The organism is Synechococcus sp. W70.1, assembly GCF_047461515.1.
Taxonomy (GTDB): Bacteria; Cyanobacteriota; Cyanobacteriia; order Thermostichales; family Thermostichaceae; genus Thermostichus.
The window spans coordinates 1-14,610 of sequence record NZ_JANSHH010000010.1 but is presented as its reverse complement, the minus strand read 5'-3'; the positions used below and the strand labels follow the sequence as shown (position 1 = coordinate 14,610).

The window sequence follows — 14,610 nt, the reverse complement described above, 5'->3', positions numbered from 1 at the left end:
ACAGTTACCCTTCGCCTTGGCCATGCCTTCATCTTTCTCTGGGGCCGCCATCCGGCAGGCTTTTCTAGATTTCTATGCCCAGCGGGGCCATCAGGTGTTGCCCAGCGCCTCCTTGGTGCCGGAGGATCCGACAGTGCTGCTAACCATTGCTGGCATGCTGCCCTTCAAGCCCATCTTCCTGGGGCATCAGGATCCGCCCTACCCACGGGTGACAACTGCCCAGAAATGCGTGCGCACCAACGACATCGAGAACGTGGGACGGACAGCCCGCCACCACACCTTTTTTGAGATGCTGGGCAACTTTAGCTTCGGCGACTACTTCAAAAAAGAGGCCATCACCTGGGCCTGGGAACTGGTGACAGGGGTGTTTGGCCTGCCGCCGGAGCGCCTAGTGGTGAGCGTCTTCCGGGAGGATGAGGAGTCCTTTGCCCTCTGGCGCGATGAGATAGGGATCCCGCCCCAACGCATCCAGCGCAGGGGGGAGGAAGACAACTTCTGGGCTGCTGGCCCCACTGGCCCCTGCGGCCCTTGCTCGGAGATCTACTACGACTTCAAGCCGGAGCTGGGGGACGAGCAGATCGACCTAGGGGACGACTCCCGCTTTCTCGAGATCTACAACCTGGTGTTCATGGAGCTCAACCGGGACAGCGAGGGCCACCTCACCCCCTTGGCCAAGCAAAACATTGACACGGGCCTAGGGCTGGAGCGTCTGGCTCAGGTACTCCAGGGAGTCCCCAACAACTATGAGACGGATTTGCTCTTCCCCATTGTGCAGAAGGCGGCCGAGATCGCCCAGGTGGACTACTTCCAGGCCAGCCCCGAGCAGAAAGTCTCCCTCAGGATCATCGGGGATCACGCGCGGGCGGTGATGCACCTAATTGCCGATGGGGTGATCCCCTCCAACGTGGAGCGGGGCTATGTGCTGCGGCGGCTGATCCGGCGGATGGTGCGCCACGGGCGCCTCCTAGGGATTGGCGAGCCCTTTAGCCTGCCGGTGGTGGAGACGGCCATCCAGTTGGCGGAGGCTGCCTATCCTGAGGTGCGGGAGCGGGAGGCGGTGATCAAAGCCGAGCTGCAGCGGGAAGAGGAGCAGTTCCTCAAGACCCTGGAGCGGGGGGAACGGCTGCTGTTTGATTTGTTTGCAGACGTTACAGCCAGTGGCGCGCCAAAGCAGATCTCTGGGGCCGACGCCTTCAAGCTCTTTGACACCTACGGCTTCCCGTTGGAGCTAACCCAAGAAATTGCCCAGGAGCACGGCTTCAGTGTGGATCTGCAGGGCTTTGAGCAGGAGATGGAAAGACAGCGGCAGCGGGCCCGCGCTGCCCACCAAACCCTTGACGTCATGGTCCAGGGATCCCTGGATGAGCTGGCCGAGTTTTTAATCGAGACGGAGTTTCTTGGCTACAGCCAGTCCTCTGCCCGCGGCGTGGTCGAAGCCCTGCTGGTGGAGGGGAAATCCGTGCCCCAAGTGGAGGCGGGGCAAGTGGTGCAGGTGGTTTTGGATCGCACACCTTTTTATGCCGAATCCGGGGGCCAGATTGGGGATCGCGGCTACCTGGCTGGGGATGGAGTATGGGTGCGGGTGGAGGACGTGCAGAAGCGGGGGGATTTGTTTGTCCACTTTGGCCAGGTGGAACGGGGGATCCTGCGGGTGGGGGATCCCGTGCAGGCCCAAATTGACCTGGCCTGTCGGCGGCGCGCCCAGGCCCACCACAGCGCCACTCACCTCCTGCAGGCAGCCCTGAAGAAGGTGGTTGATCCCTCTATTAGCCAAGCCGGATCCCTGGTGGCTTTTGACCGGCTGCGTTTCGACTTTACCCTCTCGCGTCCCCTTACTCCCGAAGAGCTGCAGCAAGTTGAGGATCTGGTCAACACCTGGATTGCCGAGGCCCATCCAGCTCAGGTAGCCATCCTGCCCCTGGCAGAGGCCAAAGCCAGAGGGGCAATCGCCATGTTTGGGGAAAAATACGGCGCCGAGGTGCGGGTGGTCGACTTTCCGGGGGTGTCGATGGAGCTCTGTGGCGGCACCCACGTCAGCAACACCGCCGAGATTGGCCTATTTAAGATCATCTCTGAGACGGGCATAGCTGCCGGGATCCGCCGCATCGAGGCTGTAGCCGGGCCGGCGGTGCTGGAGTACTTGAACGAGCGCGACAGGGTGGTGCGGGAGCTGAGCGCCCAGTTTAAGGCCAAGCCCCAGGAGATCCCAGAGCGGGTTGCTGCTTTGCAGGCGGAGCTAAAGGCCGCCCAGAAGGCCCTTGAGGAGGCCCGCAGCCAGCTGGCCTTGCTCCAGGCAGAGCAGCTCTTGCCCCAGGCTGTAGCCGTGGGCCCTCTGCAGATCTTGGTGGCGGAACTGGGAGCCACTCCCCCAGAGGCGCTAAAAACCGCTGCCGAACACCTACTCCACAAGCTGGGGGAAGGGGCAGTGGTGTTGGGATCGGTGCCCGAAGCGGGCAAGGTGAGCTTTGTAGCGGCTTTTAGCCCGGCTGTCCAGAAACTTGGCCTGAAGGCGGGCTCCTTTATCGGCGAGATTGCCAAGCTCACCGGCGGCGGTGGCGGGGGGCGGCCCAACCTAGCTCAGGCTGGTGGCAAACAGCCGGAGAAACTGGCGCAAGCTCTCCAAGCGGCTCAAGAGCGGCTGCAGGCAGAGCTGTCTTCAAGCTTGGGCAGTTAGGAGCTGCCGCCCTGCCATAATGAAAGCCGGGAATTTTCCGCGCCAGCCATGTCCACTGCCATCGATCTCAGCCAAAAGCGCATCTTGCTGACCGGAGGGAGTGGCTTTTTGGGCAAACATGTCCTGCAACAGTTGTACCTCCTGGGCGTCAAGCCGGAGCAGGTGCGAATCCCACGCTCCCGCACCCAGGATCTACGCCGCTGGGAAGTTTGCCAAGAGGTGGTGCAGGGACAGGATATCGTCATCCACCTGGCGGCCCACGTGGGGGGCATCGGCCTCAACCAGGCCAAGCCAGCAGAACTCTTCTACGACAACCTGATCATGGGATCCCAGCTTATCCATGCTGCCTACCTGGCGGGCGTGGAGAAGTTTGTCTGCGTGGGCACCATCTGTGCCTACCCCAAGTTCACTCCTGTCCCCTTCAAAGAAGAGGATCTCTGGAACGGCTACCCGGAGGAGACCAACGCCCCCTACGGCATTGCCAAGAAAGCCCTGCTGGTGCAACTGCAGGCCTACCGGCAGCAGTACGGCTTCAACGGCATCTACCTCCTGCCGGTCAACCTCTACGGCCCCATGGACAACTTCGATCCCGAAACTTCCCACGTCATCCCCGCTTTAATCCGCAAGGTGCATGAAGCCCAGCAGCGGGGCCAGAACTACGTGGAGGTGTGGGGAGATGGCAGCCCCACGCGCGAGTTTTTCTACGCCGAAGACGCAGCTCGGGGGATCCTTCTAGCCACCCAGCTCTACAACAGCCCCGAGCCCCTGAATTTGGGCACCGGCGAAGAGATCTCCATTCGGGATCTGATTGCCCTCATCTGCGAGCTGATGGGGTTTCAGGGAGAGATTCGCTGGCGAACTGACAAGCCCAATGGCCAGCCCCGCCGCTGCTTAGATGTCTCCAAGGCCCGCGAGAAGATTGGTTTTGTGGCCAAGGTGGGGTTGCGGGAAGGGCTGCAGCGCACCATCGACTGGTACCGCCGTCACGCCTCCCAGGGAGCAACCTAGGCAATGGGCTGGCTCTCCAGCCGTCCATCCTCCATGTGCAGCACCCGGTCAGCAATGTCAAGGATGCGGTTGTCGTGGGTTACCAGCAGGATGGTGCAACCTTGCTCCCGCGCCAACTTCTCCATCAGGGTCACTACCTCGCGGCCCGACTTGCTATCGAGGGAGGCCGTCGGCTCATCCGCTAGCACCAACTTGGGGTGGCTGACGAGGGCGCGGGCAATCGCCACTCGCTGCTTTTGACCCCCTGAAAGCTGTTCCGGGTAGTAGTGGACGCGATCCCCAAGACCCACCGCTGCCAGCATTGTTTCTGCCCGCCGTTGGCTCTCCTGGGGAGACAGGCCGTTGTGCAGCTCTAGGGCCATGCGCACATTCTGGGCTGACGTCAGGGATCGCAGCAGGTTGTGAGCCTGGAAAATATAGCCAATTTTGCGGCGAACCTGGACAAGGGTGCTGGGCTTGGCTCCTCGCAGCTCCTGCCCCAACACCTGCAGGCTGCCCTCTTGCACCGAGCGCAAGGCTCCTAGGAGAGTGAGCAGCGTGGTCTTACCCGAGCCAGAGGGTCCAGTCAACAGCACAATCTCCCCCGGGTGCAGGACAAAGTTGATGTCAAAAAGGACTTGCCGGCGCAGGGATCCCTCACCGAAATAGTGGTTTAGCCCTTCGACTTTGACCACTGGCTCAGCAGTATTTTGAGGGGGGCTAGAGGCAGTTTGATTGAGAAGGGAAGTCAGCATAGGAAGCTCAGAATCTCAAATTACTAACTAAGGAAGCCACCATTCTGGATTCCTGCTTCAGCAGTTAGAAAATGTCGGCAGGATCAGCAGCCCGCAGCCGCCGCACAGCAATGGCTCCTGAGATAAAGCACATACTCACCGTTAGCCCCAGGACCAACATCGCTCGGTTAAAGGTCATGGCAATAGGCAATAGGGTAGCACTGGCCGTCAAATCGTAAAGCAAAACTGCCAAGGCAAAAGCGGGAATGTAGCCCAAAACAGCCAGCAAAAGGGCCTCCTGAAGCACCACCCCCAACAGGTAGGTGTCGGTGTAGCCCATGGCTTTGAGGGTGGCATACTCCGCTAGGTGATCAGATACATCGGTGTAGAGAATCTGATAGACAATCACAATGCCGACGATAAAGCCCATAGCCACCCCCAGGCCGAAAATAAAGCCGATGGCCGTGCCTTCCTCCCAATAGCTCCGCTCCATGTCAATGAACTCTGCCCGCGAGAGTACCCGCACGTCCTCGGGCAGCAGAGCCCGCATCTGCTCCAGCAGCGGCTTGGGATCTACCCCTGGCTGGAGTTGCACCACGCCAATATCCACCAGGCCACGCTCGCGCTGAGGAAAAATCCGCAGGAAATTGAGGTCACTGGTAAGGATGGTGCCATCGGCGCCAAAGGTAGCCCCCATCTCAAACAACCCCCCTACCCGCACCCGGCGGTTGCCCACTTCGGTAACGACTTCTTGTCCGGCCTCAAACCATTGGGCAATTGGACCAAACTCGCTGCGGGAGCGGCGGTCAAAGAGCACTACGTCGGCTTTTTTAATCTCCTCCAGCTCGTCGGGGGTTAGCCCTGGCAAATCCACAAGGTCGGCAGAGGGATCCACCCCCACGACAAAAATGCTGCGAGTGCGACGGGTCTCAGGGTTTTTCCAGAGGGCAAAGCTCAAATACACAGGCGAGACAGCTCGCACTCCCTCAAAGCCCAACGCCTGATAGAGCCGCCGCTGGGAAAAGGTGTTCATGGCAATAAGGGCGTTGGACTGGGGACTGACTAGGAAAATCTCCCCTTTGAGGGCAACATGGAAGCGGATGGCGCTCTCCAGCAAGCTGTCCTGGAAGCCTAGCTGCATGAACATGAGGATGCAGGCAAAGGTAATGCCTGCTAGAGCCACCAGCAGGCGGATCTTCTCCCGCATCAACTGCAGCCAGGCTAGGGGAATGCGGCGCCCAATAAAGCTGAACAGGCTGGACATCGCCCCCTCTACCCCTCAGCATCAATGGCCACGTTCACCTGCAGGTTGGTCAGGCCGGCCACGCGGGCACTGCTTTCTGGATCCAGGCGGATGTACACTTCCACCACCCGCGCATCTACATCAGCAGCAGGGTCAGTGTTGAGCACGTCTTTCTTGCCAATTTGCAAGCCTACCCGCTCCACTCGGCCCTGTAGGGTTTCTGGCAGCACGCGGTTGCTGATGGTAGCTCGTTGTCCTGGTCGCACCCGCAGGATGTCGGTTTCGTAAACTTCGGCCACCACCATCATCTGGTCGGTGTTGCCCAGCTCGAGAATCCCTTGGTTAGCAGCGATCACTTCCCCCGGCCGAGTGTGGATTTTCAGCACCTGGCCAGCCCGGGGGGCACGGATGAGGGTGCGCTCCAAGCGGGCTTCCGCCAGTTCCAGGTTGCGGGCCAAAGACTGCAGCTGCACCTGCGCTTGGGCCCGTCTCAACGCCGCTTCAGCAGCTTGCACTTGGGCCTGGGCGTTGCGCAGATCCCGCTCGCGGGCCAGACGCAGTTGGTTGAGGGTGGCCTCGGCAGCTTGTAAGTCCTCCTGGCGCTGTCGCACTACCAGAGCCTTTTGATCGAGTTCCTGCTGGGAAATAGCTCCCTCCTGCCAGAGAGCCTGAAAGCGAGCCAGGTTGGCCTCAGCATCGGCTAGCTCCGCCCGAATGCGCTCCACCACGGCTTCCTGGGAGCGGATCTGCAACTGTTGGGGCTCGTCCAGCCGGCTAAGGCGAGTGCGTGCTTCTTCAATTTGAGCCTGGCCAAAGCGGGTCTCAGCCTCGAGACGGGCACGGGCCTCTTGCAGTTGGGCGGCAGCGTACTCCCTCTCCGCCAAGCGCTCGCTGTAGCTTTCCAGACGGGCCAATACCTGCCCCGCCACCACCCGCTCCCCTTCGGCTACCAACAGCTCCCCCAGTCGTTCGCCAGGAGGGCCAGCAACACGGATAACGCCCCCCGCCGGCTCCAGACGGCCCAGAGCCCCGACCGAGGTAGCCAACGGCGTTGCCCCGCCTGCTGCCGGAGTTTCGGCTGGCGGCGGCGTTGCTCCTTGGATAGCTCCTTGTTGGCTCAACCCTAAGGTAGCTAGCGCTGCCCAGCCAACCAGCCCGGCTCCTGCCAATAACCACAGCAGTCGGGGTCTCATTTTGCCGTCAACTTCAAGCCTACAGCTACCCCCTTATTAAGAAAGTTAAAGCTTCGTGGAAAAGAGTGTCAAGTTCGAAATTGCACTTCAAGCAGCTTCTTTTCCTTAGGCTTTGCTTCCCTGCTGCAGAAAGCGAAAAACTGCTGATATGATCTGGCTTGCCCGAGCCTTTTGGCAGGCAGCAGCTTTGGTTTTAGGTGTGTGCGAGGAGTGAGGCAACGTTGCAATGGTGGAGACAGCGGGGGGAGAAGATCCCGGCATTTCGGTGCAGGCTCCGTCTTCATCTCTACTTGGGCAAAGCTTGGAGCTGTCGAACTCCTCCCTTTCGGCCTATCACTTTGTTGGAATTGGGGGGGTCGGCATGTCCGCTTTGGCCTATATTTTGGCGAAGAAAGGGTTTCGCGTTTCGGGGTCCGATATTGTTGCCAATAACCGCACTCGCCGCTTAGAGGCGTTGGGGGTGCGCGTTATTCAAGGTCACACGGCAGAGGGGTTGATTGGGAATCCCCAGGTGGTCTACTCCAGCGCCATTCGCCCCACCAACCCGGAATTAGCGGCGGCTCTAAACAAGGGACTAAAGGTTTGGCACCGAGCCGATTTACTGGCGGCTTTGTTTAACCATCGCCCCAGCATCGGTGTGGCGGGCACCCACGGCAAAACCACCACTAGCAGCATGATTGGCTACATGCTGCTTGCTGCGGGCTGGGATCCCACCCTCATCATAGGCGGGGAGATGGAGGCGTGGGACGGCAACGCTCGCCTAGGCCAGGGAGAATACCTGGTGGCGGAGGTGGATGAGTCAGACGGCTCGCTGGTGCGTCTCTATCCCAAGATTGGCGTGATCACCAATGTTGAGCTAGACCACCCAGATCACTATGCCAATCTGGAGCAGGTCATCCGGGCCTTTCAGCAGTATGGTCAGCAGAGCCAAACCCTAGTGGCCTGCCTGGATTGCCCCAACGTGGCCACCCACCTCAAGGTGGACGTGGGCTACAGCCTGGCCGGACATCCCCAAGCCCAGTACCAAGCGCGGCAGATTGTCTACAAGGGCAATTCCACTGCCGCCGAGATCTGGGAAAGGGGATCCCTGCTGGGTCAGCTACGGCTGCAAGTGCCGGGATCCCACAACCTCAGCAATGCTCTAGCAGCGGTTGCCGTTGGGCGACAGTTGGGCTTGGAGTTTCCGGTAATTGCCTCTGCCCTGGCCGAGTTTCGAGGGGTGCAGCGCCGCTTTGAGGCCAAAGGGGAGGTGGGCGGGGTTACCTTTATCGATGACTATGCTCACCATCCCAGCGAGATTCGCGCTACGCTGCAGGCAGCACGGCTACAACAGCGGCGCGTGGTGGCAGTATTTCAGCCCCATCGCCACAGCCGCTTGGCCGCCCTGTTTCAGGATTTTGCCTGCTGCTTTGAGAATGCAGATGTGGTGGTGATTGTGCCCACCTACGGGGCAGGAGAGCCAGCGTCGGAGCATTCTGACAGCTTGCGGCTGGCCGTGGCGGTGGCGGAACACCATCCCCAGGTGCGCTATGTGTCTTCTTTAGCGCAACTGCCGCAGGTGTTGACCTCCATTTTGCAAGCCGGGGATCTCGCTATCTTTCTGGGTGCAGGCGACCTCAATCAGCAGATAGCGGCTACGATGCGGGCATATGCAGCGCAGGTGGGGGAACAGCTCCAGACTCCTCCGGAGGGAGAATAGCCTGGCCAAAGAACCCACGCTTTCAACATGGCTGCTTCTGAGGTATCAACACTATGACGACAGCTCCGCTGGTGCCTCAGCAGAACAGGTCCTGTGGGCCCGACGCCGCAGGCCATGCTGGTAACGAGGAGCTTCTTCCTGCTGGGCAAGAAGCGCTGCTGTCTGGACGGATTCGCCCAGGGATCCCCCTGGCCCCTCTGACCACTTTGCGGGTAGGGGGCAGGGCGGAGTGGTATTGTGAGCCCGGCAGCAACCTGGAGCTGCGGCAGTGTTTGGCTTGGGCGCGGGCAGAAGGGATCCCTGCCACTCTGGTGGGGGCAGGCAGCAATTTGCTCATCAGTGACGCCGGTTTGCCGGGGCTAGTGATCCACACCCGGCGTTTGCGCGGGCTGCAACTGCTGGAGGGGGGGAGGATCTGGGCCGCTGCCGGAGAACCTTTGGTCAACCTGGCGCGGGCGGCTGCCAAGCAAGGCTGGAGTGGACTGGAGTGGGCGATTGGGATCCCGGGCACGCTGGGGGGAGCAGTGGTGATGAATGCTGGCGCCCACGGGCATGCCATAGCGGACGTGGTGGTGGAGGTGCAGATTTTGGATGAAGAGCAAGAGCCCTGCCGCTTGAAACCCGCCGACCTGCAATTTGGCTACCGCCGCTCGCGGCTGCAGGACTTGCCCTGGACGGTTATAGGGGCAACATTGCAGTTGATCCCGGGCCAAGATCCAGCCCAGGTGCAGTGGGAAACCCAGCGCCACCTCAACCAGCGCCTAAGCTCTCAGCCCTATCATCTGCCCAGTTGTGGCAGCGTCTTTCGCAACCCCGAAACCTATCCCGCTGGCTGGTTAATTGAGCAAGTGGGTCTAAAGGGCTACCGAATCGGCGGAGCCCAAATCTCCGAGCGCCATGCCAACTTCATCGTCAATTGTGGCCAGGCCAGCGCCAATGACATCTACCGCCTAATTCGCCTAGCCCAGGAAAAAGTCTATCAACAATGGTCGATCCTGCTGGAGCCAGAAGTACGCATTCTGGGATCTTTTGAGGATTCTTCGTTCGCGTTAGCGGGACGGAGTCCTTAGCTAGTTTTTTCTGACTTAATCTGCTCTTGCTACCCCCTTAACAGTTTACGGGTTAGGGTATGGCTGCTTTGCGTCGATGCCACCATGTGGAGTCCTACTTCAGACTGGTAAACGACGAAAACTTGAAAGAACTCCTTCCCGCTATGGCAGCGGGATCACAGAAGCTATCTCCAAGCTCCATTTTTATAACCCCATTAGGATCCAAGGTACTCGGTGTCCTATTCGTTCCACTAAAGCCTCCGCAACTGCAGGCTGCATTGTCATTTTCTGAGCCGCGGTAAACCACAACCCTTTCATCAGAAAGCTGATGTTATCCCCAAAAGGTAAAATACCACCCCGGAGCTTCTTCCCCATCGGCTCTGTCTTCAACGTTGCACTTCAGGCTTCTTCATGAAAACCCCGATACAATGCCTAGCCCTACACTTGGGAGAATGGCACGGCCTCTTTTCTGACTATCGACCTACTGCCCACGGTGGTTGGGAGCTAGTAGGCCAAAAGCGCAGCCTCATTACCTTTGAGGCTTTGGAGTTGGGCGCGATCCGCCAAACCAATGCCTACTACCCCCTGGAGGGATCCCCTAACCCAACAAGCCGCCAGAGCTGGGTTTACCGAGATTTCTCGCCCGGACTGCGCTTTTTCCCCGATGGCTCCTTTTCTAACGGGCGGCTGCAACTAGCGCCGTTTAGCGACTTTGCCGTTGAGCAAGGCTTTCTCTGGGGAGATCGCAAGGCGCGGGTGGTGCAACAGTGGGACGCCCAGGGCTGCCTGGCGCGGGTGACCGTCATCTTAGAGCGGCGCGGCCAAGCGCTGGATCTGGTTGCCGACTTTCCCTCGGTTACCCAAGCGCAACTGAGCGCAGCCCTGCAAGGAAGATGGCGGGGGATTGCCCAGAGCTTTTCTGCGGTCGATAGCTTGCCCAGCGAAACTGAAGTTCAGTTCTGGGGGGAAATAGAGACTCGGGATCCTCTGCCGGGAGGGCTGTGGATTGGCGGGCCGGATCCCTTGCCCATCCCTACCCTTCATCGGGATCGCCGCTTTTCCGTCAGCCTAAGCTGGTTTCCAGAAGGGCCGGAGGGCCGCCACCTGCTGCGCCTGGTGCGTGACTACGACGAGCGCGGCGCTTGGCAGCGGGTTACCCTAGTGCGGCTGGAGCGGGATCCTGGGTGAGAAAAGCACAGACCTGGGCAAACACGGTCTCCCGCTCGCAGTCCAAAGTCAGAACGTGGTCGGAGTGCTCCAGCCAATGCAGGCTCTTCTCGGCAGATCCCAGTTCCCAATACAGCCACACCGCCTGGTTGAGGTCCACTACCGTATCTTGGCGCGGTTGCAGGATGAGGGTGGGCACTTGAATGCTGGCTACCTCCCCCTTGACCCGCTCGATGAGCTCGAGGGCGCTGCGCACCGCCGTCAGATTGAAGCTGCGAAAATGAGCCACTTTTTCTGCCAAAGCGCGGACATTGCCATCCCGGATCGGCAGGCGGAAGCGGGGGACATCGTCCAAGATCCAGCCTAGGCTGTTGAGGTACTGCTCCAGGCGAAAGAGGTAGTACCAGCGGTGGCGAATGGCAAAAAACGGCGCCAGCAGCACCAATTTGTGGACAGGATGGGAAAAGGCCAGGTGCAACGCCAACAGGCAGCCGGTGGAAAAGCCCACCAAGGAAACGCGCGGGTACTCCTGCCGCAGGGCTAGGTAATGTTCCAAAGCCCGCCCATACCACTCCGTCCAGCGGGAAGGAGGCATGCGGGGTGCTGGGCGGTCATGGCCGGGGTAGTTAAACCCCTGCACCGTTAGGCCAGCCGCCAACAGCCGCTCCGCCAGCCACTGCAACTCGTATACGCCACCCCCCAACCCTTGTAGCCGCAGGCAGGCATGCTCCCCTGATCCCCGGCCACAGAAAAGGCTCGTTGCTCAGCATTGAAAACCTCGCGTCAAGACAGGAGAGGATCCCTTTCTAGCCCTGCGCAATATAGAGCAGCAGCATCAACACAAACCCACTGAGAACGCCAAAGGTGCCCTCCCGCTCCAACCCCTGCCGGTGCGACTCAGGGATGATCTCACCCGAGATAACAAACAGCATCGCGCCGGCAGCAAAAGCCATGCCCCAGGGCAGCAGCGGCTGAGCCAAGGCAACCACCGTCGCTCCCAAGATGCCACTGATGGGCTCCACCAAACCCGTCAGCAAAGCGATGGCAAAAGCAAACAGCCGCGAATACCCCTGGCCTGCCAGCGACAAGGCCACCACTAGTCCCTCCGGTATGTTATGCAGGCCAATCCCCAGCGCCAGCGCCAACCCATCGCTGACTTGGCCAGTGGCAAATCCCACCCCCACCGCCAGACCCTCTGGGAAGTTGTGCAGGGCAATGGCAATGATGAAGAGCCAGATCCGCTTTAGATGGGCGCGGTTCACCCCCTCAGGCCCTTTGAAAAAGTGCTCGTGGGGAAAAAGCTGGTGGGCACTTTCCAGAAAGATCGCCCCCAACAACAGGCCCGCCCCCATAATTACCGCTGCCTGGAATTGGGAATGTCCCAGCGCCAGGGCCGCTTCGGTACCCGGCACCAGCAGCGAAAACGAGGTGGCTGCCAACATCACTCCACCCCCAAACCCTAGCAAGATCCCTTGCACCCTCTCCGAGAGCGAGGGAAGAAACAGCGCCGGCAAAGCCCCTAACCCCGTCGCCAAGCCGGCCACAAAGCTAGCCAGGGATCCCGTTGCAATTGGATGCACAGATCACTCTCCCTGAAGGCCCAATGCCTCTCAATTTTCCCCTTTTTCCGGCTAATTCCCATTCACCGCCTCTTTCTCCTCTGAAAATGACTCCCCAGTAGCGCTAGGCTCACCCCTACGGAAAACGCACTTCTAGTGTGTTCAATTGGCGATGACTAAAAGGAAAGCAGAGATGACAAGAAAAGCGATTACAAGGCATTTAACCCCACCTCCCCGACCCAACCAACACAACCGCCCTGCCGCTGACTGGCCTCTCTTTCTCCGATCCACTCCCTGCCGGCCTAATCGTTGCCAATCCTAATAACTTGAACAACGACTGTGGCGGGACGCTGGCAGCTGCACCAGGAGCAACTTCCATCTTGCTGGTCAACGGCTCATTGGCAGCCAACGCTAGCTGCACCATCAGCCTGGATCTTCAAGTTACGGCCACCACAGCGGGATCCCTGACCAGCCCCGCGGTAACCCTGAGCAGCAACCAAGCGCCTAATGCCACCGCTGCTGCTATCAACTTAACGGTAACGGTGCCAGCTCCCACCTTTACCATGGCCTTTGCTCCCAACCCACTTGGCCCAATTGGCCCAGCTCCCGTTACCGGGAATGGAACTCTGACGTTTACAATAACCAACAACGCAGCCATTCCATTGACGGGCTTGGCCTTTAACCACACCTTGCCAGGAGCGCCGTCTTCTGGTTTGCAAGTTGCCGCTGCGGGGATTTTTACACCTTCGTGCGGCTCCCCCACTCTCACAGCTCCGGTGAACGGGAACACCATTCAATTCACCGGAGGACAAGTAGCCGTAGGAGGAACTTGCACAGTGACCATCCCTGTAAAAACAGCGGTAGCTTTGACACCAGCCGGTACCTATACTTACCCCAACTCCCCGGTGACGTTGAACAGCACTCAGGCTGCCCCTGTTACAGCGGGGCCAGTAACCTGGACAGTTGTAGTGAATTAGTCCTTCAAAAGCAGCTCGGCAATTTGAATGGCGTTGAGGGCCGCACCTTTGCGGATTTGATCCCCGCACAGCCATAGCTCTAGAGCGTTGGGCTCGGAGATATCCTGGCGGATGCGGCCCACCGCCACTTCATCCTTGCCGGCTACATCAATGGGCATGGGAAAGCGGTTCTGCTGCCAATCTTCAATGAGCACCACCCCAGGGGCCTGGGCCAGGATTTGCCGGGCTTTTTCCACAGGGAAGGGCTGTTCAAACTCTAGATTGAGGGCCTCGGCGTGGGTACGTAGCACCGGCACCCGCACACAGGTGGCAGTGAGCCGCAGGTTGGGGGATCCCATAATCTTGCGCGACTCGTTGACCATCTTCATCTCTTCCTGACAGTAGCCGTTCTCCTGCAGGGGGCTGTTGTGGAGGAAGAGGTTGAAGGCGATGGGGTAGGGGAACACCTGGGGCTGAAAGGGCTGGCCTTGCAGGTAGGCGCGGGTTTGCTCCTCTAGCTCCACCATCGCGCGGGCCCCAGCTCCACTCGCCGATTGATAGGTAGCAGCCACCACGCGGCGCAGCGGGATGTGGCGATGCAGGGGGTAGATAGCCACGCACATTAGGATGGTGGTGCAGTTGGGATTGGCAATGATCCCTTGGTGACGGAAGGCTTCCTGGGGGTTGACCTCCGGCACCACTAGCGGAACATCGGGATCCAGACGAAAGGCGCTGGAGTTGTCGATCAGCACCGCTCCTGCCTCGACGATGGTTTTGGCCCAGGTTTTGGAGACACTGGCACCGGCAGAGGCCAACACCAGGTCCAGACCCCGAAAGGCCGCTTCTGAAACTGGCTCCACTGGGATCCGTTCCCCCTTGAAGGTCAAATAGGTGCCCGCTGAGCGGGGCGAGGCCAACAGCTTCAACTCTGCCACCGGAAAGTGGCGCTCTTCCAGCAGTTTCAGCAGCTCCGCTCCTACTGCTCCTGTGGCCCCCAAGATGGCCACCCGTTGTTGCCGTCCCATGCTTTCTTGTCCTCAGGTTTTCCTCATTCTATGGCTCTCCTCTAGTCCTTGATTCCCTGGATAATCAGCCACTTTGTGGCATAACCAACCTCCTGCCTTGACGGAGATGGGCTGAGCGAGTAGGCTTGCGAGTACATCTTTTCTGGTAGGCACTTTGCCTAGGCTAAAGTTGGCTCCGTCTTTAGCCGGTGTGCCTTATGGGGGCAAGGAGCACCTACCTGCAGCTCGCGGGGAAGTGACGCCTGTGGAGATCCCTCTGGCGGGGTGGTAGGGGTAAGCTCTGCCACTAGCTACGGGTCGTGGAAGCAGGAAGAAAGCGTCAAC

The 14,610-nt window shown here is 59.7% G+C and carries 12 protein-coding genes; 6 read left to right on the top strand and 6 right to left on the bottom strand.

The genetic code is table 11. From position 1 onward, the window contains the following. Nucleotides 1–22: 22 nt before the first annotated feature. The gene (alaS, locus tag NW808_RS01690; RefSeq protein ID WP_414420067.1) at nt 23–2,674 is read left to right on the top strand and encodes an alanine--tRNA ligase; all 2,652 of its coding nucleotides are present in this window, start codon (nt 23–25) and stop codon (nt 2,672–2,674) included. Nucleotides 2,675–2,722: 48 nt separating this feature from the next. Continuing rightward, nucleotides 2,723–3,682: a GDP-L-fucose synthase family protein gene (locus NW808_RS01685; RefSeq protein WP_414394442.1), complete on the top strand. Its 960-nt coding sequence runs from the start codon at nt 2,723–2,725 to the stop codon at nt 3,680–3,682. On the opposite strand, the gene NW808_RS01680 is transcribed toward NW808_RS01685, so the two are convergent. From NW808_RS01680 to NW808_RS01670, 3 genes are all read right to left on the bottom strand, one after another. After that, a complete protein-coding gene (locus NW808_RS01680) occupies nt 3,679–4,416 on the bottom strand; it encodes a DevA family ABC transporter ATP-binding protein (RefSeq protein WP_414420066.1) in 738 nt (245 codons plus the stop codon). The genes NW808_RS01685 and NW808_RS01680 overlap by 4 nt on opposite strands. 64 nt (nt 4,417–4,480) lie before the next feature. After that, the gene (devC, locus tag NW808_RS01675) at nt 4,481–5,659 is read right to left on the bottom strand and encodes an ABC transporter permease DevC (RefSeq protein WP_414409957.1); all 1,179 of its coding nucleotides are present in this window, start codon (nt 5,657–5,659) and stop codon (nt 4,481–4,483) included. An 8-nt stretch (nt 5,660–5,667) separates the two neighbouring features. Beyond that, nucleotides 5,668–6,831: an ABC exporter membrane fusion protein gene (locus NW808_RS01670; RefSeq protein WP_414420065.1), complete on the bottom strand. Its 1,164-nt coding sequence runs from the start codon at nt 6,829–6,831 to the stop codon at nt 5,668–5,670. A gap of 226 nt (nt 6,832–7,057) precedes the next feature. Between NW808_RS01670 and murC the strand changes: the two genes are divergently transcribed. From murC to NW808_RS01655, 3 genes are all read left to right on the top strand, one after another. Continuing rightward, complete coding sequence (gene murC / locus NW808_RS01665; RefSeq protein WP_414409959.1) at nt 7,058–8,530, top strand: UDP-N-acetylmuramate--L-alanine ligase; 1,473 nt, start codon at nt 7,058–7,060, stop codon at nt 8,528–8,530. 53 nt (nt 8,531–8,583) lie between these two features. Continuing rightward, on the top strand, nt 8,584–9,600 hold the full coding sequence (gene murB / locus NW808_RS01660) for a UDP-N-acetylmuramate dehydrogenase (protein WP_414420064.1): 1,017 nt from the start codon (nt 8,584–8,586) through the stop codon (nt 9,598–9,600). A 390-nt stretch (nt 9,601–9,990) separates the two neighbouring features. After that, nucleotides 9,991–10,767 carry a DUF3598 family protein gene (locus NW808_RS01655; protein ID WP_414420063.1) on the top strand — a complete coding sequence of 259 codons (777 nt, stop codon included), beginning with the start codon at nt 9,991–9,993 and terminating at the stop codon, nt 10,765–10,767. On the opposite strand, the gene NW808_RS01650 is transcribed toward NW808_RS01655, so the two are convergent. Together NW808_RS01650 and NW808_RS01645 are read right to left on the bottom strand one after the other, a co-directional pair. Then, nucleotides 10,733–11,449 carry an alpha/beta hydrolase gene (locus NW808_RS01650; protein WP_414420062.1) on the bottom strand — a complete coding sequence of 239 codons (717 nt, stop codon included), beginning with the start codon at nt 11,447–11,449 and terminating at the stop codon, nt 10,733–10,735. The two genes, NW808_RS01655 and NW808_RS01650, sit on opposite strands and share 35 nt — an antisense overlap. A 103-nt stretch (nt 11,450–11,552) precedes the next feature. Further along, nucleotides 11,553–12,326: a ZIP family metal transporter gene (locus NW808_RS01645; RefSeq protein ID WP_414420061.1), complete on the bottom strand. Its 774-nt coding sequence runs from the start codon at nt 12,324–12,326 to the stop codon at nt 11,553–11,555. Nucleotides 12,327–12,631: 305 nt separating this feature from the next. Between NW808_RS01645 and NW808_RS01640 the strand changes: the two genes are divergently transcribed. Continuing rightward, on the top strand, nt 12,632–13,282 hold the full coding sequence (locus NW808_RS01640; RefSeq protein ID WP_414420060.1) for a hypothetical protein: 651 nt from the start codon (nt 12,632–12,634) through the stop codon (nt 13,280–13,282). Here the strand turns inward: NW808_RS01640 and NW808_RS01635 are convergent. Next, a complete protein-coding gene (locus NW808_RS01635) occupies nt 13,279–14,286 on the bottom strand; it encodes an aspartate-semialdehyde dehydrogenase (RefSeq protein WP_414420059.1) in 1,008 nt (335 codons plus the stop codon). The two genes, NW808_RS01640 and NW808_RS01635, sit on opposite strands and share 4 nt — an antisense overlap. Nucleotides 14,287–14,610: the final 324 nt, after the last annotated feature.

Excerpts from the sequence above, each read along its gene's own strand:
- alaS (WP_414420067.1), top strand. The coding sequence starts at position 23 with ATGCCTTCATCTTTCTCTGGGGCCGCCATCCGGCAGGCTTTTCTAGAT.
- NW808_RS01685 (WP_414394442.1), top strand. The coding sequence starts at position 2,723 with ATGTCCACTGCCATCGATCTCAGCCAAAAGCGCATCTTGCTGACCGGA.
- NW808_RS01680 (WP_414420066.1), bottom strand. The coding sequence starts at position 4,416 with ATGCTGACTTCCCTTCTCAATCAAACTGCCTCTAGCCCCCCTCAAAAT.
- devC (WP_414409957.1), bottom strand. The coding sequence starts at position 5,659 with ATGTCCAGCCTGTTCAGCTTTATTGGGCGCCGCATTCCCCTAGCCTGG.
- NW808_RS01670 (WP_414420065.1), bottom strand. The coding sequence starts at position 6,831 with ATGAGACCCCGACTGCTGTGGTTATTGGCAGGAGCCGGGCTGGTTGGC.
- murC (WP_414409959.1), top strand. The coding sequence starts at position 7,058 with ATGGTGGAGACAGCGGGGGGAGAAGATCCCGGCATTTCGGTGCAGGCT.
- murB (WP_414420064.1), top strand. The coding sequence starts at position 8,584 with ATGACGACAGCTCCGCTGGTGCCTCAGCAGAACAGGTCCTGTGGGCCC.
- NW808_RS01655 (WP_414420063.1), top strand. The coding sequence starts at position 9,991 with ATGAAAACCCCGATACAATGCCTAGCCCTACACTTGGGAGAATGGCAC.
- NW808_RS01635 (WP_414420059.1), bottom strand. The coding sequence starts at position 14,286 with ATGGGACGGCAACAACGGGTGGCCATCTTGGGGGCCACAGGAGCAGTA.